The following is a 21,803-nucleotide window of genomic DNA, read 5'->3' as shown; positions in this document are numbered from 1 at the left end:
GGCTACGCGGACCGGACCCGGCTGTGCACGATCAGCCGGGTTCCCGACGCCATGGCGTGCTTCGGGGACTCCGGCGGGCCGCAGCTCCAGAAGGGCAGGCACGGTCGGTGGGAGCTCATCGGAGCCACCTCGGGTCCCGGCGCCCCGGGGGTCGCCTGCTCGGCCGGGCCGGGTCTGTACACCAATGTGGCCGCGTACGCGGACTGGATCAGGAAGACGCTCAGGCACACCCCCTGATCCCGGTCACGTTCCGGGACATGACGCCACCCAGGGCCCGTCGGTGTGTCCGGGGGAGGTCGGAAATCGGCGCAAAACCGGCCCCACCGCCGGTATAGGCTCGCTGGAGGCCGGTCCGGCAACGACGGTCGGACACGACGGGGGGCTCGCCTTGGAACGCCTGGCCGAAGGGGACCGGCCCGCGCCCGCGGTGCTGCCCGCGACGATGCGGGGATGGCTCGGGTCGGCAGCGGCCGTCGCCGCACTGGTGGTCGTCCTGCTCGGGGTCCTGTACGCCGACGCGGGCCGTCCCGGCAGCCTGGACGCGCGGATCCTGGCCGCCGTCGAGGGGGTGGGGCCGCGGGCGCGCGACGTCGCCCTGGCCACGGACTTCCTGGGCGAGCCGGTGGGCGCGGCGGCACTGGTCGCCGTCGTCGTCGCGGGCTGCCTGCTGCTGCGGCGTCCTCGTGCGGCGGTGCTCGTCGTCGGGGGCGTCGGCCTCGCCGTGGTGACGACGAAGCTGCTCAAGCACCTGGTGGGACGCACCATCCACGGCGACGAGAACCTCTCGTACCCGAGCGGGCACACCGCCTTCCTCACCGCGCTCGCCCTCGTCGTGACGCTGCTCGCGACCGGCCGTGCCGGCCTCGGCAGGACGGCCGGCACCACACTCGTGCTGCTCGTGGCGCTGGCCGCAGGCGTCGCCATGGGCTGGGCACAGGTCGTCCTGGGCGCCCACTACCCGACGGACGCCGTCGGCGGCTGGTTCACCGCGCTGGCGGTGATCCCGGCGACCGCGTGGGCGGTCGACCGGGTGGCGGACTCCGTCCGCCGGAAGGTTCGCTGACGTGATGTCACCTCACCGGGGGTGACATCACGTCGAGTCACCTCACACCAGGCGCCGGAAGACGGGCTTCACCGGCCGGCCGGCCAGCCACGGGGTGGGGTCCGCGGCGTCCAGCGCCTTCCGGTACACCGCGCACGCCTGGGCCACCACGTCGACCGTGCGGTCGATGTCGGCGTCGTCGAGCGCGCTGCTCACCACGAAGGACGGTGCGAGCACCCCACCCGCGAGGAGTCGGCGCAGGAACAGCGTGCGGTACTCCTGCGACGGCTGCCCGTTCTCGTCGAGGGTGGCGAAGACCAGGTTGCTGGCCCGGCCCCGGACGACGAGGTGGTCGCCGACGCCCGTGGCGGAAGCGACCTCGCGGACTCCGGCGGCCAACCGCTCGCCGAGGGAGTGCAGTCGCGCGGTGATGCCCTCCTCGACGTAGGTGGTCTGCACGGCCGTCGCCGCGGCGAGTGAGTGCGTCTCCGCGCCGTGCGTGGTGGACAGCAGGAACACCCGGTCGCCGGAGTGACGCAGCCCGCCCCACTCCATCAGTTCGCGGCGGCCGGCGAGCGCGGAGACGGCGAACCCGTTGCCCAGCGCCTTGCCGAACGTGGAGAGGTCGGGGACGACGCCGTACAGACCCTGCGCCCCCGCCTCGGACCAGCGCAGGCCGGTGATCATCTCGTCGAAGACCAGGACGCAGCCGTGCCGGTCGGCGAGCTCGCGCAGGCCGGCGAGGTATCCGGGCGGGGGCTCGGTGTGCCCGGCGGGTTCGAGGATGAGGCAGGCGACCTCGTCCCGGTACCGGGTGAGCAGCTCCTCCGTGGCGGCCAGGTCCCCGTAGGGGAACGTCACGGTGAGCTCGGTGGTCGTCGCCGGGATGCCGGCGGACATCGGCGTTGTGCCGATGAACCAGTCGTCGACGGAGAAGAACGGATGGTCGCCGCAGACGGCCACCCGTGGGCGTCCGGTGACGGCGCGGGCGAGGCGGACCGCGGCGGTGGTGACGTCGGAGCCGTTCTTCGCGAACTTGACCATCTCGGCGGTCGGCACCGTGGCCAGGAAGCGTTCCGCGGCCCCGACCTCCACGATGGACGGCCGCACGAAGTTGCCGCCGCGGTCGATCTCCCGCCGTACCGCTTCGAGCACCCGCGGGTGGGCGTGGCCGAGACTGACCGACCGCAGCCCGGAGCCGTACTCGATGTAGCGGTTGCCGTCGACGTCCCACACATGGGCGCCGTGGCCGTGGCTGATGACCGGGGCCAGGTTCTCGGGGTACTGGTCGTCGCCCTTGGCGTAGGTGTGCGCGCCCCCGGGGATCAGGGCGTGCAGCCGTTCGTTCGCCTGCCGCGACCGGGGCAGGGAGAACTCTTCGGTCTCTTCGGTCACTTCAGTCACTTCGGTGTCCACGCGGACTTCACTCTCCAGGGCGTCAGGGCTTGTGCTTCAGGGCCTCGGCGAGGCTCGGCGCCTCCCGGTCCCGCGGGGACATCGACACGGGCGGCAGCGGCCAGGGGATGGCGAGTTCCGGGTCGTCGAAGGCGATCGTCACGTCCTCGGCCGGGTCGTGCGGGCGGTCGATCCGGTACGAGGTGTCGGCGGTCTCGGTCAGCGCCTGGAAGCCGTGCGCGCACCCGGCCGGGATGTAGAGGGTCGTCTGCGTCTCGCCGGACAGCTCGAAGAAGGCCCGGTTGCGGTAGGTCGGCGAGTCCGTCCGCAGGTCCACGACGACGTCGAAGATCCTGCCGTACGAGCACCGCACCAGCTTGGCCTCGCCGGCGCCGGAGCGCAGGTGCATGCCGCGCAGCACGCCCCGGACCGAACGGGAGACGCTGTCCTGGACGAAGGCGTCCGGGTCGAGGCCCACCGAGCGGACCACATCGGCGTCGAACGTGCGGCAGAAGAAACCGCGCTCGTCGGCGTACGGCGTCGGCTCGAACAGGTACGCGCCGTCGATCTCCGGGACCTGGACGGCTTTCATGGGGTCTCCCGCGGGGAGTGGGGGTGGCCGGTCTTCGGGAAGACGGCCGCGGTCAGGGCGGTGAACTGCTCGTCGAGCTGCCGGGCGACGGTCAGGTTCCGCTCGGCGAGGGTCCGCCGCAGCTCCGCCGCGTGCTTCTCCAGTTCCCGGAACTCGTCGAGCAGCCGGTCGGCGTCGACCTCGCGGGCCGGGTGGCAGTACGCGCCGAGGCCCATCCGGTCCATGAGCGCGTCGCTCTTCGCCGCGTAACTGAGCGCGAGCGTCGGCACGCCGACCTTCAGCGCGCAGACCAGGTTGTGGTAGCGGGTCGCCACCACGGCGTCGGCGGCCGCCATCTCCTTCATCAGGTCGCCGAGCGAGGCCGTCCCGGCCGCGGTGACCAGCGGGGAGTCCACCGCTTCGAGGATCGCGGCGACCACATCCCGGTCGACCTCGTCGCCGGTGAGCAGCCGGACCGGCCTGCCGTCCTCGACCAGGGCGCGGACGAAACGGGTCGTCCCGTCGAGGTAGCGCCGGTGGATCTCCTCGGCCCGGGCGCGGTCGTCGTCGCCGCCGTGGAAGGCCATGACGCCGACGCACACCGGGCCCGGCGTCCCCGAGGGGGTGCCGGGCGGCGGTGCCGGCAGGGCGAAGGCGAGGTCCGGGTGGACCTCGTCGCGCGCGGTGTCCACGCCCATCGCCCGCAGGGCGTCGCGGGACTGGGTGTCACGGTACGACCGGTACGTGGCGAGCCGAGCCGACCGGCGCACCAGGGCCCGGGTCGCCCGGTTGCCGATCGGGGCGGCGCCGACGCCGACCAGCGCGACCCGGGTGCCGAACAGCCGGCCGGCCGCGCAGAGCAGGAACAGCGCGTACGGGAAGCCCCAGGGCCGCAGCGGCAGCGTGGCCTCCAGGACGCCCATGCCGGGCACGATCACCACGTCGTGGCGGCGCACCCAGGCGGCGGTGCGGACGGCGTCGACGAGCTTGCCGAGCCCCTTCCCCGCGACCGCGCCCGCTCGCGACGCGGTCCGGTACTCCCCGCGATACCAGTGCAACCGCGTGGCGGGGAGCCGGTTCCGGAGCCGTACGACCTCGGGACCGCCGCACATCGCGTCCACGAGCGCGTCCCGGTGCTCCCGGCGGAGGTACGCCAGCACGGCCTCCATCGACCCGTCGTTGCCGAGGTTGCCGGAGCCGAGCAGACCGAACAGCCCGACGCGCACCGCAGGCCCCTTCGGGGGCCTCATGTCCGCCTGCCTTCCCGGCCGGCCACGATGGCGTCGAGGGAGACGCCGAGCCGGTCCGGATCGACCGGGGCGCGGTCCTCGACCCGCTCGCCGGCGCCCGGCCGGACCCGGCTGGCCGCCCAGGAGACGAGGTGGCCGTAGCAGGCGCGCCGGTCCGCAGGCGACAACGGCGCCCGCCGGATCGCCGCGACGAAGCCCCAGACGTACTCGGCGAGCAGCCGGGGCGTCGGGTGCAGCGGGCCGGCCCGGCGCGGGTCCAGGTTGACGCACCGGGAGCGCTTGGAGGGGTTGGCCCGCTCGGCGCGGGTGGGGTGGTCCCGGCGGAAGTACAACAGCTCCGGGACCTGGTGGAACGGCCCGTGCAGGCCGATCTCGGAGACGAACGTGCGGTCCGCGTGGTGGTAGCTGTCGTGCGGCCTCACCCGGCGCAGCACGTCGGCCCGCATCACCCCGTAGAAGTCGTCCCCGCCGGGCTCGAACAGCATGCTGCGGAACCGCTCCGGCGCGCGCGGCGAGTCGGTGGCGAGCGTGTACTCGTACGGGACCTTCACCCGGCCCTCGCCGTCGATGACGGCCTGGTCGGCGTGGGCCAGGATCACGTCCGGCCGCTCGTCCAGCGCGTCCACGCAGCGCCGCAGCAGGTCCCGGGCGTACAGGTCGTCGTGCGAGGCCCACTTGAACAGCTCGCCCCGGCACTGGGTGAACACGTAGTTGTGGTTCGGCGCGGCTCCGATGTTCCGGGTCAGCCGGATGTACCGGATGCGCGGGTCCCGCGCCGCGTACGTGCGGCAGATGTCCTGGGTGCCGTCGGTCGAGGCGTTGTCGGAGATGACCAGCTCGAAGTCCTCGTAGGTCTGGCCGAGCAGGGCGTCGAGCGCCTCGGCGAGGTACTCCTCGCCGTTGTACACGGGCAGGCCGATGCCGAGCCGGGGTGGGGCGGTCATGGTGTCCTCACTTCGGGAAGGGGGTTCTGGTGGTGCTCGCGCAGGGCGGACCGCAGCTCCAGCCACCACACGGCCGAGCTGCCGAGCGTCGCGGCGGCGACGCCCCAGGCCGAGCCGACCGTGCCGGCGACGACCGCTCCGCCGAGCCCGCCGCCGACATAGAGGGTGGAGGCGATCAGCTGGCAGCGCAGGCTGCGCCGGGCCGCGGCGAGCGCACGGAGCCCGGCCGCCGCGCCGGTGCCGAGGCTCGCCGCCGCGACGCCGAGCGTGGCCGGCACGATGAGCTCCGACGCGGCGTGCCAGACGCCGCCGAGCACGGCCTCACCGAGCCGGTCCGGCACGAGCAGCAGCGCCGCGCCCCAGAGCAGGGCGGCGGCGGCCTGCCCGCCGCCGAGCAGGAGGCAGAACGCGCGCAGGCGGTGCGGGGCCTGCCGCAGCACCCGTGCCGCCTCCGCGACGGTCACCAGCGACAGGCCCATCAGGACGGCGAGGAACGGGCCGAGCAGGAGCTCGGCGCCCCGGACCACCCCGACGGCGCTGACGCCGACGATCGCGCCGAGCCCGTACGCCCGCAGCTGTCCCGCGCCGCTGACGCCGACGTTCTCGACGAGGTACCGGTAGCCGAGGTCGCGCTGTTCGCGCGTCCACGCGCGCGCCCCGGCGGGCCGGGGCCGGATGCCGGACTGGAGGTAGCCGTATCCCGCGGCCACCGCGGCGGACGCCCCCCAGGCGAGCACGAAGGCGGCCACGCTGCCCACCCGGGCCGCCACGACCATGGCCGGGACGAGCGCGACGCCCATCACGACGTCGTTGACGAACGCCTTGCGCCCGGCGCCCGCGGCGAAGAACGAGAACCGCCAGGCGTCCTGGAGCAGGAGCCCCGGCAGGGCGACGCCGAGGCAGGCGAACGCGGTTCCCACGGAGCCGCCGAGCCCGAGTCCGAGGGCCAGACACACCGCGCCCACGGCGACGCCGACGCCGAGGGCGGTACCCGACGACCGGGCCACCGCCCCGCGCCAAGACGCCTCCGGCACGCCGCTGAAACGCACCATGAGCGGGTCGGTGGCCAGCCCGCGGGAGACGCCGAGCACCACGCCGAAGGTCACCCAGGCCAGGCTGAACACGCCGAACGCCGCCAGTCCGAGCGAGCGTGCCACATAGATGCCCACCACGAAGTTGGTCGCGCTGGACGCCGCCTGGTCGGCGAGCCCCCAGGACAGCCGGCCGGCCATGGCACGCCGCGCGGTCGGCCGGGCGGGTCCGGCCGGGTCCGCGGGCGTCGTCGTCTTCTCCCTCTCGGCGCTCGTCACGTCATGCCTTGATCAGTCCCGCGGCGGCCAGGGCGTCGGCGGCCCCGGCGACCGAGTCGAACGGCAGCCCGGACCGCTCGGCGACGTCCAGCAGACCGCGCTCGCCGTCGGCGAGGCTGAGCACCCACAGCATGGCCATCTGGGCCTGCTTCGCGTCGCTGCGGCCGCCGAGCGAGTCGTACAGCCCCCGCCGTCCCAACTGCGGCTCGCCGTACGGGCTGAGATTGACGTACCGCCGGTTGCGGTCGAGCAGGGAGAACGCCTCGCGGCAGACGGCCAGCGTGTCCTCCATCGCCTCCGGGGAGACGAAGTCCGGGTTGTCCGCCGAGGTGTGGTACTCGGGGTACCCGGCGTACGGGGTCCGGCTGAGCGAGCCCACGCCGAGATCGAACCCGGGCGAGCAGTACTGCCGCTCGTCGTAGCCGTACGGCGTGAACTCGGCTACGTGGTGCGGGCGTTCGGAGGCGACCAGGACATGCGACATCACCCGGTCGATCTCCGCGTCACCGCGTCTGCTCCGCTTGTACGTCAGCCGGCCCGAGTCGCCGGCGCAGGCCAGCACCAGCCCGTGCTTGACCCTCCCGATCCGCTCCGCGTTCCGGGCCAGCCAGGTGATCGCCCCGATCGTGCCCGGCGCGTAGATGAAACGATAGGTGTAGTACGGCGTCTCCTCCGCCAGCGCCCTGGCCAGGAACGTCGCCACCGCGATGCCGGCCAGGTTGTCGTTGGCCAGCGACGGGTGGCAGACGTGGCAGGAGACGATGACCTCGTCGGGGACCTGCCCCGGGACCACGTGCTCGGCGTAGGTGAGGTGGCCGTCCGAGAGCGTGGAGTCGACGCGCACCTCGTACTCGCCGTCCGGCAGCGCGTCCAGGGTCTCCTGGGCCAGGCAGAACCCCCACTCCGGCGTGTAGTAGCTGGTGCGGTACGGCACCCATGTCGGATGGTCCGGCAGGGTGTGCAGGTGTTCCCGCAGCTCGGACAGCGGCATGGTCCGCGACACCGGCACGCTGTAGCCGAGCACGTGCAGGCTGGACGCGGCGAAGTCGACGACCCGGTTGCCCGCGGAGTCGGCGATGTACGCGTCCCGGATGTTCCACTCCTGCGGGACCGTCCAGTCGAGCACCTGCGTCCCGGTCGGGACCTCGTGCACCTCCAGCGGAACGTACTCGCCGACGATGTCCAATGTGGCGCGCACCCCGTCGCCGGTGATGCTCCGGCAGAGCGGGTACAGCCGCTCCACCAGCGCGTGCATCAGCTCGCCGGCCGAGGGCGTCGGCTCCTCGCCGGCCGCGGTCATCGGCGCCACCGCAGGGTGTCGTCGACGGCTCCGGTCCCTGACGCCGCGCGCAGCACCGCGAGCCGGGTGAAGCGGCGCTCGAAGTCCTCCCGGGTCAGACCGAACTCCCGGTAGGCGTCAGCGAGTTCCAGCGCCCCCCGCTTCACCGTCCACTCGCAGTCGAAGCCGGGCAGCGCGGCCCGGAACCGGGAGAAGTCCACCCGGTACGACCGCGGATCGGCACCGGTCTCCCCGGTGATCACCACCTTCGAGCCGGACACCGCCTCGGCGACCTGCTCGGCGATCTCGGCGACCGTGACGTTGTTGATCTCGCTGCCGATGTTGAACGCCCGGTCGTGCACCGCCTCGCGCGGCGCGGTCAGCGCGGCGGCGAAGGCCCGCGCGATGTCGGCGGCGTGCACCAGCGGACGCCAGGGCGTGCCGTCGGACATCACGAGGACCTCGCCGGACAGGAGCGCGTGGCCCACCAGGTTGTTCAGCACGATGTCGGCGCGCAGCCGCGGCGAGAAGCCGAACGCGGTGGCGTTGCGCATGTACACCGGGCTGAAGTCGCCGTCGGCGAGTTCGTGCAGGTCGTCCTCCACCCGCACCTTGGACTCCGCGTACGGCGTCACCGGACGCAGCGGGGCGTCCTCCGCCACCAGCTCGTCACCGCCGGCGGCGCCGTAGACCGAGCAGGTGGACGCGTACAGGAAACGCCGCACCCCGGCGTCCTTGGCCAGCCGGGCGAGCCGCACCGAGGCGTGGTGGTTGATGTCGTAGGTGAGGTCCGGCGCCAGCGACCCCAGCGGGTCGTTGGAGAGCGCGGCCAGATGGATCACGGCGTCCACCCCGGCCACGTGCTCGGCCGTGACGTCGCGCAGGTCCACCCGGTGCCCGGACGGGTCCGCGGGCGACGGGCCGAGCACGCAGTCCGCGAACAGGCCGGAGTCGAGACCGACGACCTCGTGCCCGGCGGCCGCGAGGACCGGGGCCATCACGGTGCCCAGGTAGCCCTGGTGTCCGGTCAGCAGTACGCGCAAGGTTCATTCCCCCAGATCGAGAGTGAGTTTGGTGACGGCGAACGCCTCTGCGTACCGCGCGTGGCATTCGATACCGCGGATCCGGGCCAGGCCGAGGAAGGCCTCCCGGTCGTACCAGGGACGGTGCCGTTGTGAGGGGTAGTGCTCCTGCAACAGCCGCACCTTCCGTTCGGCGATCTCCGGCGACAGCGGCTGGTACGCCGCCGGACGGCCGAGATCGCCGTCCCACTTGACGATCTCGTAGCCGAGCACGAGATGGTCGCGGAACGCGGTGGGAAGCAGTCGCGCCAGGCCGCGATGGTCCTGGTGCGCGTCATCGGTACGCGGCGCGAGGACCACGTCGGGCTCGGTCCGGGCGCGCAGCTCCTCGACCGCGGACTTGGCCTCCTCCCAGTGCGCGGGCAGCCGGCCGTCCGGCAGCTTGAGCACGGTCAGCCGCAGGTCGGCCCCCGGGCAGAAGGCGGCGAGCGCGGCCCGCTCCTCCTCCTCGCGCTCGCCGCCGCCGCCGGAGAGCACCAGGGCGTCGACCCGTGTGCCCGGCCGCGCGAGGCACATCGTGAGCAGCGTGCCGCCGGCTCCGATGGCGATGTCGTCGCAGTGCGCCCCCACCGCGACGATCCGGTCGAGGCTCCCGGAGCCGAGCCGGATCACGCGGTCCTCACCGGCGCGCCCGTGCCCACGCCGTCCCGCTCCCACACCGCCCACGGGCGGTCGCCCCGGGTGTACGCGGCGTCGAGCGCGGCCCGCTCCTTCACGGTGTCGGTCGGCTTCCAGAAGCCGCGGTGCTGGTACGCCACCAGCCGTCCACGCTTGGCCAGTTGGGAGCAGCCGTCGGCGACCAGGTCACCGTTCTCCGGTATGTGGTCGAAGACCTCCTGGCGAAGCACGAAGTAGCCACCGTTCTCCCACAGCGGCATGTCGGCGACCGCCGTGATGCCCCCCACGAGACCGTCCTCACCCAGGTCCACGCAGTGGAACGAGGACTGCGGCGGCACCACCATCATCGACGCGCCGGCGTCGCGCCGGGAGAACCGCTCGATCATCTCCGGCAGCGGGGCGTCGGTGAGCACGTCGGCGTAGTTGGCGAGGAACATCTCGTCGCCGTCCAGGTGGTGCCGCACCCGGCGCAGCCGCTCCCCGATCGGCGACTCGATGCCGGTCTGCGCGAACGTGATCGTCCAGTCGGCGATGTCGGTGGAGAGCAGCTCGGTCTTCCCGCCCCGCAGCACGAAGTCGTTGGACGTGGTCTCCTCGTAGTGGAGGAAGAAGTCCTTGATGTGATGGGCCCCGTACCCGAGGCACAGGATGAACTCCGTGTGCCCGAAGGACGCGTAGTAGCGCATCACGTGCCAGATCAGCGGGCGGGGGCCGACCATCGCCATCGGCTTGGGGATGTCGTCGGAGGCTCCGCTGCGCATACGCAGTCCATAACCGCCGCAGAACAGTACGACCTTCACGGCTTCACCTCGACGATGCTGAGTTCCGGGATGGGGAAGACCAGCCGGCCGCCCCACTCGTGCACGAAGGACAGTTGCTCGACCAGCTCGTCCCGCAGGTTCCACGGGAGGACGAGGACGTAGTCCGGCCGGTCGGCGGCTATCCGCTCGGGCGGCAGGACCGGGATGCGGGTGCCCGGCGTGAACCGGCCGTGCTTGTAGGGGTTGCGGTCGACCGTGTAGGCGAGCAGGTCGGGCCGGATGCCGCAGTGGTTGAGCAGGGTGTTGCCCTTGCCCGGGGCGCCGTAGCCGACGACCGTCTCGCCGCGCTCGGCGACGTCGATGAGGAACCGCAGGAGGTCCCGGCGCACCTTGGCCACCCGGGCGGAGAACTCCGCGTATCCGGACAGCTCCTGGAGCCCGGCGGCCTTCTCCCGGTCGAGCACCTCGGCCACCCGGCGGCTCGGCTCGCCGGCGACCTCGTCCGGCCGTGCCCACAGCCGGATGGATCCGCCGTGTGTGGGCAGCAGCTCGACGTCCACGAGCGTGAGCCCGCCGCTCGCGAGCGCCCGGGCGGCGGACGCGACCGTGTAGTACTGGAAGTGCTCGTGGTAGATCGTGTCGTACTGGTTCTCCTCGATCAGGGTCAGCAGGTGCTGCACCTCGATGGAGACCCAGCCGTCGTCGGCGACCAGGGCGCGCAGCCCTTCGGTGAAGCCGACCACGTCGGGGATGTGCGCGTACACGTTGTTGGCGACGACCAGGTCCGCCGGCCCGTGCTCGGCGCGGACGGCCGAGGCGGTCTGCGGGGACAGGAACTCGGTGAGCGTGGGCACACCCGCGTCCCGCGCCGCGGCACCGACGTTCACCGACGGCTCGATGCCGAGGCAGCGGATCCCCCGGTCCACCACGTGCTTCAGCAGGTATCCGTCATTGCTCGCGACCTCGACCACGAAGGCGTCGGGGCCGAGCCCGACCCGCCGTACGGCGTCGGTGACGAACGTGCGCGCGTGCTCCACCCAGGAGGTCGAGTACGAGGAGAAGTACGCGTACTCCTGGAAGGTCTCCTCCGGCGTGATCAGCGGCGGGATCTGCGCGAGCCAGCAGTCGGTACAGACCCGCAGGTGCAGCGGGTACGCGGGCTCCGGCTGGTCCAGTCGGTCCGCGGCGAGAAAGCTCTCGCACGGCGGAGTCGCCCCCAGATCGACGACGCTGGCCAGCGCCGCCGAGCCGCAGAGTCGGCATCGTGTCATCTACTTCCCCCCATCTCCGCTCGCGCGGGTGCCCCGCGACGAGCCGGCTTCTTCGTTCCGTGCCGGCGGCGTGCTGTGCCCGCCGCCCGACCCCACCGCGATCGCGGTGCGGTACTCCTCCAGAAGGCGGTCCAGGCCCACGGACGGGCTGAACCCCTTCTCGTAACGGCGCCGGGCCGCCTCGCCCATCTCCCGGTTGCGGTCCGGCTCCGCCGCGATCCGGCGGATGCGGGACGCGAGCGAGGCGGGATCGCCCGGCGTGTGCAGCAGACCGGTCACCCCGTCCTCGACGAGTTCGACGAAGGCGCCGTGAGCGGCGGCGACGGCCGGGACCCCCGCCGCCATCGCCTCCGCGACCACCAGGCCGAAGGTCTCCATGGCCAGCGACGGAGCCAGCACGGCCACCGACCGCGCGACGGCCCGCCGGCACTCCGCCGGGTCCCACAGGCCCGCGTACCGGACGTCCTGCCGGCCCGCCGCCCAGGCGGTCACCTCGCGCTCCAGCGGCCCCGCCCCGGCGATCACGAGCGGCACGCCCACGCCGCCGTCCGCGGCGACCTGGTCCCACGCCGCCATGAGCAGCCGTATGCCCTTGGCGTCCGCGAGCCGGCCGAGGAAGAGCAGCTGCTCGCCGGCGTCCGTCCGTACGGCGCCCGGGTCGGGCACGAAGTTGTGCTTCACGGCGAGCCGCTCGGCCGGCATGCCGGACCGCACAAGGACGTCCCGCTGCGCCGCGGAGATGCAGAGGAACCGCTCCACGCCGGACCACCAACGGCGCCGGTTCACCGACAGGCTGACCGCGAGAGGCACCGTCGCCAGCCGGGAGTTCCGGTAGCAGCCGTGCCGGACGGCGGGCAGCGGCAGCGCCGGCCCGACGCACTCGGTGCACTGCCGGCCGTCCCGGTGCAGGGTGCCGGGCGGGCAGACCTGGGTGTAGTTGTGCAGCGTGGCGACGACGGGCACGCCGGCGTCCGCGCAGGCGGCGAGCACCGAGGGCGACAGGAGCGGGAACACGTTGTGGACGTGCACCACGTCCGGCCGGTCGGCGCGGAGGCGGGCGGTGAGCTCCGCGCGGGCCTTCGGGTTCCACGGCACGAGGAGCGGCACCGCGACCTTCCCCGGCAGGGAGCGGGCCGCGATGTCGTCACTGCGCCGCTCGAACAGGTCGACCCGGTGGCCGGCCGCGCGCAGCAGCCCCACCTCTTCGTCGACGACCCTGTTCTCCCCGCTCGGCTGTGCCGAGGAGTAGCGGTTGTGGACCACTAGGACATGCATGTTCGGGGTCACCTCCTGGCCCAGAGCGGGTTACGGCGTCGGGGGATGTCGTGCGTCGGGAGGGGTGTGGCCGGGGCGGGGAGCGCGAGGAGCGAGGCGGCCAGGGCCAGATGGAGCAGATAGGCCGAGGCGTCGCCGAGGCCCACCTCGGTGTACGACGAGATCCCGCAGTAGCCGATCAGGAAGATCGCGCAGGCCCTCGGCAGCGACGGCGGCCGCAGCAGCGCGACACCGCCGAGCACGAGGACGACCGCCGCCACGAGGGTGACGCCGATCAGCCCCTGCTCGTCGTAGACGGCCAGCCAGCTGTTGTCGATCGGGAGCCCGTCGAACGACTTGTCGCCCAGGCCCGTGCCGAACACCTTCTCCCCGGTCGTCCGGGGCGCCGCGAGGAGCGCGTCCCAGACCTTGGCCCGCCCGGTCAGGTTGGCGAAGTTCTCCTGGCTCTGCCCGCGCAGGAACCAGGCCCGCAGCGCGGAGCTGAACACCACGGCGGCCACCGTGGCGCACAGCACCGCCCAGGCGAAGAACCGGCGGGCCGCGGCGCTCGTCAGGACGAGCGAGCCGATCGCGAGCACGAGACCGATGAGGAGACCGAGCGTGGCCGTCCGGGTGTGGGTCATCGCGAGCAGTACGAGGGACGGCACGATGACCACCGCGGCACCGGCCCCGGTGGTCCGGCGGCCGAGCAGGAGCAGCACGGCGAGCCCGATGACCACCGCGGCGTACTGCCCGATCTGCGGCGGGGTGAGCGGCCACAACGCGCCGACCAGCCGCCCGCCGTAGTACTCGGGCATGGCCGTGGCCGGTGAGACGGCCAGGCCCGCGGCCACCAGGACGAGGACCGCGAAGTACATCCGGATGTGGTGGCGGACGAACGTCAGGCCGCCGTCCCACCAGCGGCTGAGCAGCCACAGCGTGCCGACGAAGAGCGCCAGCCGGGCGCAGCGGAACAGCGCGCCGAACTCGACCTCCAGCTGCACGCTGGCGATCAGGCTCGGCACGACCAGCAGTGTGAGCAGGAACAGGAAGGCGCTGGGCCGGATGCGCAGCCGGGGATTGAGCGCCAGGGCCAGCGCGAACGCCGCGACCAGCGCACCCATGGTGGCCATCTGGATGAGGGAGCGGGGGATCGCGACGACGGTCTTCGCCCCTGCCGAGCCGAGTGTGTTGAGGCCCAGCAGCGCCCAGACGATCCCGACGGCCTTCGGTGTGCCGCCCGGGCTCATTGCGGCGGCGGATCGTGCGCTCGCCGTGTCCGATCCACCCGGCAGCCGGTCGCTCCTCAGGTCCTCGTCCACCTCAACCACCGGCCCGGGGGCCGAAGTCGCTGCCCGCGTCCTGTCGGTACGGCGTGCCCTGCCACTGCCGGGAGTCCAGCGCCCGGCTCGGGTCGCCGGCGACGAAGCTCCACGGGCCGCGGTAGACGTTGCCGTGCCAGCGGTTCTGCTGCTGATGGGTGATCGCCTCGGCCACCCGCCTGCCCTTGTACGGCGACCAGTCCGGCGATGTGCCGTCGTTGGCGAACACCGCCATGCGCCCGCACTCCGCCGCGCACCCGACCACGGACGGGTCGAGGACGAAGCGGTTGCCGTGGATGTCGACCCGCTGCGTCTTCCACCGGCAGTCGCCGTAGAGCGGCGCGGTGGCGATCGCCGGCCGCGCGCAGCGGCGGGTGTCCTTCACCAGCAACGTGCAGTACCCGGTCGACGTGTTGGCCGGGCTGTTGCAGAACCGGTCGGCGTTCTCCCACAGGGTGATCCCGTTCCAGTTGTTCTCCAGCACGTTCCCGTAGATCTCGATCCTGTCCGTGCGGGCCGGGACCCGTGGTTCACCGCCGGCCTCGGACACGTAGACGGTCGCGTACGGGAAGTCGTCGCCGTCCCCGGCGTACGCGCGGCCCTCGACCCAGTTGTTCCGCCGGATCGTGTTGTTGCGGACGACCGCGTTGTAGCTCGTCTCGTACATCAGCGCGGCACCGTCGTTGGACTCGATCAGGTTGTCCTCGATACGGAAGTCGTTGTTGTTGTTGTCGGCCCACAGTCCGGTCCCGCGGTTGTCGTGCACCCAGTTGCCGCGTACGTCGGCGCCGTCGACGGCCCAGAACTTGATGCCGCCGGTGCAGCCGCAGCCCGGCTGCCGCCGCTCCCAGTCGTCGGTGTTGTTGCCCACGATCTCGTTGCCCTCGACCACCAGGCCGCGGATGCTGTCGCCGGTCTTGTAGGCGTTCATGCCGTACTGGCCGTTGTCGCGCAGACAGCTGGCGCGGACCCGCTGGCGCGCACCGGCCATCAGCCCGGCCCCGGAGTTGTTCTGGATGGTCGCGTGCTCGATCACCCACCCGTCGGCCATGTCGTGGTTGACCACGCCCTCGTCGTGCGGCGCGATGAAACGCTCCACGGTCAGGTACCGGATGGTGACGTCGCGGGCGGTGCCGCTGAACGCGTACTGGTTGATCCTCCGGCCGTCGAGCACCGCGCCCGGCGCGCCGAGGTAGCGGTTGCCCTCCTTGGCCATGACCTGGGCATAGGGGTCCGGCTCCAGGGTGTGCTTGCCCGGGCGGAGCCAGAACGTGGTGTGCGGGGGGCTGTTCTCGGTCTTGGCGGCCAGGTCGCCGACGACCGCGGGGTCGACCGTCACCGCGCCCGGCGGCGGCTTCACCGGCCCGGCGGCGGGCCGGTCGCAGACCCGGGCCGGGGAGGCGGAGGGCGCTGCGGACGCGTCGGACGCTCCGGGGACAGAGGGGGAGGCGGACGCTTCGGGGGAGGCGGACGCCCCGGACCCGGCGTGGCCACCGGTCGCTTTCGCCGGGGCGGCCGGCGTGCCCGTGCAGCCGGACGCCACCAGCAGGACCACCGTCAGCGGTGCCACCGTCCACGCCCCGTACCGCCCCCTGATCCCCACGCGCCCCCCTAGCCGCGGAACCCGAGCACGGTGGTGAACCCGGCCACGCCGTCGGCGAAGCCGGTGCCGACCAGCGTGGTGGCGGGTTCCTTGCGCCCGAAGCCGGCGGAGTACCAGCCCAGCGGCGGGTGGGTCTCCCCGCGATGCGCCCGCCAGGACAGCTCCCCGGGCAGGTCGAGCACCGCCGAGCGGTCCTCGCCGTCCCGGGTCCAGGCGAGCACCGCCCGGTTCCCCGACAGGTCCGCGGAGATCGCCGGACCCAGGTGGAACGCCAGGCGTACGGCCCCGGAGTCGCCGCGGACCTCGTCCACCACGCGGACCTCCCGGCTCGCGGGGGTCAGCTCCACCCGGCGGCGGTGCACGGAGCGCTGGTAGCCGTCGTGCTCGGCGCACCAGCGGGCCGTCCCCCCGGTGGTGGCGAAGGAAGGGTCCGCGACCAGGACGCGGGTGCGGGCATGCCGGGTCCACAGGAACGGGCCGCCCGAGACGGACTGGTCGCCGCCGTCCCACTGCAGGGTGTTGTGGCCGAGGGTCGACCGGAAGTACTGCCGCCACTCGGGCTGCCCGTGGTAGCAGAACGTCCCCGGGTCGGCGAGCACGTCCACCCCGTCGTGCCGGACCTCCACGGAGAGCGCGTCCGCGTGGGCGTGCGCGGCGATGGACAGGAACCCGTGCGGGCCGCCGTCGCAGCGGCACCAGATCTCCTCGGGACCGCGCAGGATCGTCATGCCCGCGTCGGCGAAGTGGGCCGGCCGGCTCGCCGGGCGGCCCACAGCCTGTCCCTTCCTCGCGTACGGCCGGACGAGCGCGGCGAGCAGCGGGGTCCGCACATCGGTGCCGGTCACCTCCGGCCACCAGTCGAGCCGGCCGAACACGGCGTCCCCGGTGGCGAGGAGCGAGGCCCAGCGGTCGGTGCCCGCGCCGTCCACGATCAGACCGTGCCCGTCGTCCGCGTCGCCCTGGCGCGGCGGCCGTAACCGCCCGTCCACGACGGCGGCGAGGGCGTCGGTCATCCGCAGCAGCACCAGGCGGACCGTCGGGGGGACCGCCACGCCCGCGGCATCCGCCTCTGCCACCGCGGCCAGGCCGAGTTCGAGCACGAGCCCGTGGTACTCGGTGGCCAGTTCGCGGTTGAGTCCGGAGCCGAACGTGTTGCTCCGCAGATGCCGGTCCAGGGACCGCATCGCGTCGGCCCGCCAGCGCGCCGACGAGGGGAACCACCCGAACGCGCAGGCCGCGGCGAGCTGACCGGCGGCCTCGGCGATGACGTGGTTGTTCGCCGAGGACCCCCGGCTGGGGAAGGCGGCCAGCCAGCGCTGGTGGTGCCAGATCTGCTTCCGCGCCACCGGGTTGTCCTCGAACAGCGCGGCCGCGCCCGCCCAGCCGTCGAGCAGCCGCCGGATCCACACCCAGGACAGCAGCCGGATCCCCAGCTCGATGCCGCTGATCCAGTGCACTCCGCGCAGCGGCGCGTTGGCCGCCCACCACAGCCGCAGGTGCTTGTCCACCCGCTCGGCGTACCGCTCGTCCCCGGTGACCGCGTAGGCGGCGGCGAGCACGGTGAGGTACTGGTGCCGGGACAGCTCCCAGATCTGCTTGATGTCCCCGACCGTCTCCTCCTTCCGGTACGGCACGTCGAAGGCGTATCCCCACGGAGCCCGGCGCCCGGTCTTCGGGTCGTACCACCAGTCCGGGTCGGTCAGGTCGTCGCGGTGCACCCCGAAGTACTCGGCGTGCCCGGCCATCAGCCGGTCCGCCTCGGCGACCAGCCGCTTCGCCGCGTCCGGCGGCACCGCGGCGATGGTCCCGGCGGGCAGGACGGCCGTGAACCGGGCACCCGTCACGCTCGGCGCGTCCGGAAGCGCCGACCGCCAGCGCCGCCTGCGCACCGTGTCGGCCAGCCGGCCGCCGACCTCCTGCGGTCCCATCCGGGACAGGCGCCGGAGGTACCAGCCCGCGCTCATGCTCATCGAGCCCCCGCCAAGGTCACCGGCGCGCCGCCGGCAAGGCCGGCCCGCACGGCGAGGGTGGCCGCCGTGGTGGCGACCAGCGACTCCAGCGGCACCGGCATCGGCCCGCCGGTCCGCACCGCCCTGACGAACGCGGCCAGTTCGGCGTTCTGACCCTTGTCCCTGGCCTGGGGCAGCCGCGAGCTGACCCAGCGCTTGCTCCCGTAGACCGAGGCACGGACGAAGTCGTCGAGCCGCAGCACCTTGCCGTCCGCGACGAGGTCCAGCGTCTCCTTGGGGAAGCTGGACGGCCCGGTGGTGACGTAACTGATGGTGGCGGTGGACCCGTCCCGGTAGCGCAGCACGACCTGCAGGTCGTCGTCGCCGGACGTGGCCACCGCGTACACCGAGACCGGGTCGGCGCCGAGCAGCCAGCTCGCCGTGTCGATGAAGTGTCCGCCCTCGCCGGCGAACCGCGAGCCCTCGGTGCCCTGCTGGAGGTACCAGCTGCCGTGCTGCAGCCGGCCCGCGTTGACCAGGTAGCGGAGGTTCGCCGGACCGGTCCGGACACCGAACCGTGTCCTCGCCTCCTGCAGCAGCGGCGCGAAGCGGCGGTTGAACCCCACCTGAAGCCGGTCGTTGCCGGACTCCTCCACCGCCGCGAGGACCCCGGCCAGCTCGTCCTCGGAGAGGGCGAGCGGCTTCTCCACGAACACCGTCTTGCCGGCGAGGAGCGCCTTGCGGGTCAGTTCGGCATGCGAGCTGTGACGGGTGACGACGAAGACCGCGTCGACGGACGGGTCGCCGAGCACGGCGTCGAGATCCGTGGTCGCCTCGGCGAAGCCGAACTTCCGCTGCGCGTTGGCCGCGGACAACGCCGTCGTGGTGACGACGGTGGACAGCTCGACGCCGTCGCGCCCGACCAGGTGCGGCAGTAGCATCGACGTCGCGTAGTTCCCCGCGCCGACGAACGCGAGACGCACCGGCGTCTTCGCCGGCCGGGCCGGGGCGGGGCCTCCGGCGCCGCGGCGCACCGCGGGCACGGCCACCGCCGGGGCCGGGGCCTTCCCCTTCTCCTCGGGGTACCGGAACAGCACCGCCACGGCCTTCAGGTCGCCGTCCTTCAGCCGCCGGTAGGTGTCGACGGCGTCGTCGAAGTCGGCGACGTGGGAGACCAGGGGCTCCACGTCGACCCGGCCGCGGGCCATGAGATCGAGGAAGCAGGCCAGGTTGCGGCGCTCGGTCCACCGGACGTACCCGATCGGGTAGTCCCGCCCTTCGAGCTCGTACTCCGGGTCGTAGCGCCCGGGGCCGTACGAGCGGGAGAACCGGACGTCCAGCTCCTTCTCGTAGTACGCGTTCCACGGCAGGTCCAGACGGCACTTGCCGATGTCGACGACCCGGCCGCGGTCCCGGCACAGCCGGGCGGCCAGCTCGACGGGCTGGTTGCTGCCGCCGCCCGCGGCCAGGTACACCTGGTCCACCCCGTGACCGTCGGTGAGTTCGGCGACGGCGGCCTCGATGGCCGTGGACCCGGGATCGCCGCAGGCCACGGCGCCCAGGCGCTCGGCGAGCTCACAGCGCGCCGGGTCGGGGTCGGCCCCGACGACGCGGACCCCCGAGGCGGTGAGGAGCTGCACGACCAGCTGCCCGATCAGTCCGAGGCCGATGACGAGCGCCACCTCGCCGAGCTGCGGTTCGCCCTGCCGGACGCCCTGCATCGCGATCGACCCGACGGTGCCGAAGGCCGCGTGCCGCGGCGCGAGCCCGTCCGGCACCTTGGCGTAGAGGTTCTTCGGCACCCAGTTCAGCTCGGCGTGCAGGGCGTGCTCGTTGCCGGCGCAGGCCACGACGTCGCCGACCTTCACGTCGTCGACACCGGGGCCGACCTGCTCGACCACCCCGCACAGCGAATAGCCCAGCGGCGTGTAGGAGTCGAGCTTGCCCATCACCTTCTGGTAGGTGGCGGGAATCCCGTTGGTGGCCACGCTCTGCATGACCTTGGCCACCTGGTCCGGCCGGGAACGGGCCTTGCCCAGCATCGACATGCCGGCCTCGGAGACCTTCATCAGCTCGGTCCCGGTCGATATCAGCGAGTAGGACGTGCGGACGAGCACACCCCCCGGCTTGCACCCCGGCACCGGCACGTCGAGCACCGCGAGTTCGCCGGACTTGTAGTTCTGTACAACCTGTTTCACCGAAGTCCCCTTGTTTCTAAGCCTTCTCGAGCGTGTCCCGGCCGGACCCGGAGGTCGCGCCGCGATACCAGTACTCGAGGGTCAGCACATGCCAGAGATGCTTGGAGAAGTCCCGCTGTCCGGCCGCGTCCTCGGCGACCATCCGCGCCAGCGCGTCGCGGCGCAGGAAGCCGTTCCGTACGAGCAGGCCGTCGTTCACCACCTCGCGCACCAGCGGTGCCAGGTCCCGGCTCATCCAGGCGCGCAGCGGGGCGCTGAACAGACCCTTGGGCCGGTACACGATCTCCCGGGGCAGGACCGAGGTGGCCGCCTCCTTGAGGACGGCCTTGCCCTGCCGTCCGACGATCTTGCGGTCACCGGGCACGGCGAACGCCGCCCTGACCACCTCGACGTCCACGTACGGCACCCGTACCTCGGTCGACGCGGCCATGCTCGACCGGTCCGTGTACGCGAGGTTCAGGCCCGGCAGGAACATCCGTGCGTCACCCAGGCACATGCGGTTGACGAAGTCGTCGAGGTCGTTGTCCTCGTAGACGTCCGCGTGCTCGGTCAGCACGTCCCCGACCGTCCCGGCGAGATCCGGATCGACCAGGGCGAGCAGCTCGTCCTGGTCGTACATGGTGTAGCTGCGCCGGAAGGCGGTCTCCTCCGGCAGATCGGCGAAGGAGAGGAACCGCTTCGCGAAGCGCACCGAGCGGTATCCCCGGCGGGCCGTCGCGACCGGCAGCCGGTCCACCGCCGCGGACAGGCCGTGCCGCAGCGCACCCGGGACGCGCTGGTAGCGCAGCGCGATCAGGTTGGCCAGGTGCTTGCGGTATCCGGCGAACAGCTCGTCGGCGCCCATCCCCGAGAGCATCACCTTGACTCCGGCCTCCCGCGCGGCCGAGCAGATCAGGAACGTGTTGATCGCGGCGGGGTCGCCGATCGGCTCGTCCAGGTGGTACGTCATCCGCGGCAGGAGATCGAGCACGTTCGGAGCGATCTCGATCTCGTGCAGATCGACGCCGAACCGCTCGGCCACCTGACGCGCATAGCGCAGGTCGTCCGGCATCGCCTCGAACCTGGCGTCCTCGGCGCGGAACCCGATCGTGTAGGCGGAGATCCCGGGTCGGTCGCGGGCCGCGAGCGCGGTCAGATAGCTGGAGTCGAGACCGCCGGACAGGAACGTCGCCACGGGGACGTCGGAGAGCAGATGGCGCCGCGTCGACTCCTCGACGATGGCGGCCAGGTCCGGCAGCTCGCCGCTGCGGGCACGCTCGCGGCCCTCGGCGGCGACGTCCTTCAGGTTCCAGTACCGGCCGCGTTCCACCCGGCCGTCGGGCCGGACGCGCAGCCAGCTCCCCGGCGGCAGCTTCTCCGCCTCGCGGAACGCGCACCGCGAGTCCGGCACCCAGTAGTACAGCAGCGAGGCCACCAGCGCCGCGTCGTCCACCCGCAGTGATCCGCCGGTGGCGGCGGCCAGCGCCTTCAGCTCGGAGGCGAACACCAGTCCCTCGCCGCGCCGCAGCAGGAACAGCGGCTTGATGCCGAGCTGGTCCCGGGCGAGCACGAGCTCCCCGGTGCGCTCGTCGAAGATCCCGAACGCGAACATGCCGCGCAGCCGGGGCAGACAGTCCGTGCCCCAGCGCCGCCACGCCTCGAGGAGCACCTCCGTGTCCGACGTACCGCGGAAGCGCACCCCGCCGGCCGCCAGCTCCGCCCGCAGCTCGGGCGCGTTGTACAACTCCCCGTTGTAGGTCAGGACGAGGCCGCCCGAGACCATCGGCTGGGCGCCGGTCTCCGACAGGTCGACGATCGCCAGCCTGCGGTGCCCCAGGTGCACCTCGCCGTCACCGGCGCGATGGCTGTACCGGCCCGCCCCGTCCGGGCCACGGTGCGCGAGAGTGTCGGTGAGCCGGTCGGTCACGACCTTCCCGTCCGGCCATCGGTACGTGCCTGCGATGCCACACATGTC

Annotated in this window: 18 protein-coding genes; 2 read left to right on the top strand and 16 right to left on the bottom strand. The window is 72.9% G+C overall.

What is annotated here, in order from left to right; all coding sequences use genetic code 11:
* Together IF00_RS0133715 and IF00_RS0133710 are read left to right on the top strand one after the other, a co-directional pair.
* Nucleotides 1-237, top strand: a 237-nt coding sequence (locus IF00_RS0133715; protein WP_030324707.1) for a trypsin-like serine protease, incomplete at its 5' end; no start/stop codon positions are given.
* A 205-nt stretch (nt 238-442) separates the two neighbouring features.
* Nucleotides 443-1,063 carry a phosphatase PAP2 family protein gene (locus IF00_RS0133710; RefSeq protein ID WP_051820759.1) on the top strand — a complete coding sequence of 207 codons (621 nt, stop codon included), beginning with the start codon at nt 443-445 and terminating at the stop codon, nt 1,061-1,063.
* A 42-nt stretch (nt 1,064-1,105) separates the two neighbouring features.
* On the opposite strand, the gene IF00_RS0133705 is transcribed toward IF00_RS0133710, so the two are convergent.
* The 16 genes from IF00_RS0133705 to asnB all read right to left on the bottom strand — a co-directional run bounded on the left by IF00_RS0133705 (nt 1,106) and on the right by asnB (nt 21,800).
* On the bottom strand, nt 1,106-2,437 hold the full coding sequence (locus IF00_RS0133705) for a glutamate-1-semialdehyde 2,1-aminomutase (protein ID WP_030324702.1): 1,332 nt from the start codon (nt 2,435-2,437) through the stop codon (nt 1,106-1,108).
* 43 nt (nt 2,438-2,480) lie between these two features.
* A complete protein-coding gene (rfbC, locus tag IF00_RS0133700) occupies nt 2,481-3,029 on the bottom strand; it encodes a dTDP-4-dehydrorhamnose 3,5-epimerase (protein ID WP_030324700.1) in 549 nt (182 codons plus the stop codon).
* The gene (locus IF00_RS0133695) at nt 3,026-4,258 is read right to left on the bottom strand and encodes a polysaccharide pyruvyl transferase family protein (protein WP_030324698.1); all 1,233 of its coding nucleotides are present in this window, start codon (nt 4,256-4,258) and stop codon (nt 3,026-3,028) included. The genes rfbC and IF00_RS0133695 overlap by 4 nt, the downstream gene beginning before the upstream one ends.
* Entirely contained in the window at nt 4,255-5,202 is a 948-nt protein-coding gene (locus IF00_RS0133690; protein ID WP_030324696.1) for a glycosyltransferase family 2 protein, read from the bottom strand. The genes IF00_RS0133695 and IF00_RS0133690 overlap by 4 nt, the downstream gene beginning before the upstream one ends.
* Nucleotides 5,199-6,434, bottom strand: a complete 1,236-nt coding sequence (locus tag IF00_RS0133685; protein WP_245234703.1) for an MATE family efflux transporter — start codon at nt 6,432-6,434, stop codon at nt 5,199-5,201. Before IF00_RS0133685 ends, IF00_RS0133690 begins: the two co-directional genes overlap by 4 nt.
* Before the next feature lie 79 nt (nt 6,435-6,513).
* Complete coding sequence (locus IF00_RS0133680) at nt 6,514-7,812, bottom strand: DUF4910 domain-containing protein (RefSeq protein WP_030324692.1); 1,299 nt, start codon at nt 7,810-7,812, stop codon at nt 6,514-6,516.
* On the bottom strand, nt 7,809-8,834 hold the full coding sequence (locus IF00_RS0133675; RefSeq protein WP_030324690.1) for an NAD-dependent epimerase/dehydratase family protein: 1,026 nt from the start codon (nt 8,832-8,834) through the stop codon (nt 7,809-7,811). Before IF00_RS0133675 ends, IF00_RS0133680 begins: the two co-directional genes overlap by 4 nt.
* A 3-nt stretch (nt 8,835-8,837) precedes the next feature.
* Nucleotides 8,838-9,485 (bottom strand): PIG-L deacetylase family protein, encoded by a 648-nt coding sequence (locus tag IF00_RS0133670; RefSeq protein WP_030324688.1) that lies wholly within the window; start codon nt 9,483-9,485, stop codon nt 8,838-8,840.
* On the bottom strand, nt 9,482-10,291 hold the full coding sequence (locus tag IF00_RS0133665; protein WP_030324685.1) for a glycosyltransferase family protein: 810 nt from the start codon (nt 10,289-10,291) through the stop codon (nt 9,482-9,484). The genes IF00_RS0133670 and IF00_RS0133665 overlap by 4 nt, the downstream gene beginning before the upstream one ends.
* On the bottom strand, nt 10,288-11,523 hold the full coding sequence (locus IF00_RS0133660; RefSeq protein ID WP_030324684.1) for a class I SAM-dependent methyltransferase: 1,236 nt from the start codon (nt 11,521-11,523) through the stop codon (nt 10,288-10,290). Before IF00_RS0133660 ends, IF00_RS0133665 begins: the two co-directional genes overlap by 4 nt.
* Nucleotides 11,524-12,798 (bottom strand): glycosyltransferase family 4 protein, encoded by a 1,275-nt coding sequence (locus IF00_RS0133655; RefSeq protein WP_037639670.1) that lies wholly within the window; start codon nt 12,796-12,798, stop codon nt 11,524-11,526. It lies immediately after the preceding gene.
* 8 nt (nt 12,799-12,806) lie between these two features.
* Nucleotides 12,807-14,027, bottom strand: a complete 1,221-nt coding sequence (locus tag IF00_RS0133650; protein ID WP_030324682.1) for a membrane protein — start codon at nt 14,025-14,027, stop codon at nt 12,807-12,809.
* A 73-nt stretch (nt 14,028-14,100) separates the two neighbouring features.
* The gene (locus IF00_RS0133645) at nt 14,101-15,702 is read right to left on the bottom strand and encodes a right-handed parallel beta-helix repeat-containing protein (RefSeq protein WP_030324681.1); all 1,602 of its coding nucleotides are present in this window, start codon (nt 15,700-15,702) and stop codon (nt 14,101-14,103) included.
* 8 nt (nt 15,703-15,710) lie between these two features.
* Complete coding sequence (locus tag IF00_RS0133640; RefSeq protein WP_030324680.1) at nt 15,711-17,672, bottom strand: alginate lyase family protein; 1,962 nt, start codon at nt 17,670-17,672, stop codon at nt 15,711-15,713.
* On the bottom strand, nt 17,669-19,849 hold the full coding sequence (locus tag IF00_RS0133635; RefSeq protein WP_030324675.1) for a bi-domain-containing oxidoreductase: 2,181 nt from the start codon (nt 19,847-19,849) through the stop codon (nt 17,669-17,671). Before IF00_RS0133635 ends, IF00_RS0133640 begins: the two co-directional genes overlap by 4 nt.
* A gap of 16 nt (nt 19,850-19,865) precedes the next feature.
* Entirely contained in the window at nt 19,866-21,800 is a 1,935-nt protein-coding gene (asnB, locus tag IF00_RS0133630) for an asparagine synthase (glutamine-hydrolyzing) (protein WP_030324672.1), read from the bottom strand.
* Nucleotides 21,801-21,803 lie beyond the last annotated feature (3 nt).

It is taken from the genome of Streptomyces flavochromogenes, assembly GCF_000717595.1.
Lineage (GTDB): Bacteria > Actinomycetota > Actinomycetes > Streptomycetales > Streptomycetaceae > Streptomyces > Streptomyces flavochromogenes.
The sequence above is the reverse complement of the archived record's forward strand: the minus strand, read 5'-3'. Positions and strand labels throughout refer to the sequence as shown.

Coding starts and splice junctions, on each gene's coding strand:
- IF00_RS0133695 (WP_030324698.1), bottom strand. CDS start 4,258: ATGAGGCCCCCGAAGGGGCCTGCGGTGCGCGTCGGGCTGTTCGGTCTG.
- IF00_RS0133640 (WP_030324680.1), bottom strand. CDS start 17,672: ATGAGCATGAGCGCGGGCTGGTACCTCCGGCGCCTGTCCCGGATGGGA.
- IF00_RS0133710 (WP_051820759.1), top strand. CDS start 443: ATGCGGGGATGGCTCGGGTCGGCAGCGGCCGTCGCCGCACTGGTGGTC.
- IF00_RS0133680 (WP_030324692.1), bottom strand. CDS start 7,812: ATGACCGCGGCCGGCGAGGAGCCGACGCCCTCGGCCGGCGAGCTGATG.
- IF00_RS0133685 (WP_245234703.1), bottom strand. CDS start 6,434: ATGGCCGGCCGGCTGTCCTGGGGGCTCGCCGACCAGGCGGCGTCCAGC.
- rfbC (WP_030324700.1), bottom strand. CDS start 3,029: ATGAAAGCCGTCCAGGTCCCGGAGATCGACGGCGCGTACCTGTTCGAG.
- IF00_RS0133650 (WP_030324682.1), bottom strand. CDS start 14,027: ATGAGCCCGGGCGGCACACCGAAGGCCGTCGGGATCGTCTGGGCGCTG.
- IF00_RS0133660 (WP_030324684.1), bottom strand. CDS start 11,523: ATGACACGATGCCGACTCTGCGGCTCGGCGGCGCTGGCCAGCGTCGTC.
- asnB (WP_030324672.1), bottom strand. CDS start 21,800: ATGTGTGGCATCGCAGGCACGTACCGATGGCCGGACGGGAAGGTCGTG.
- IF00_RS0133690 (WP_030324696.1), bottom strand. CDS start 5,202: ATGACCGCCCCACCCCGGCTCGGCATCGGCCTGCCCGTGTACAACGGC.
- IF00_RS0133655 (WP_037639670.1), bottom strand. CDS start 12,798: ATGCATGTCCTAGTGGTCCACAACCGCTACTCCTCGGCACAGCCGAGC.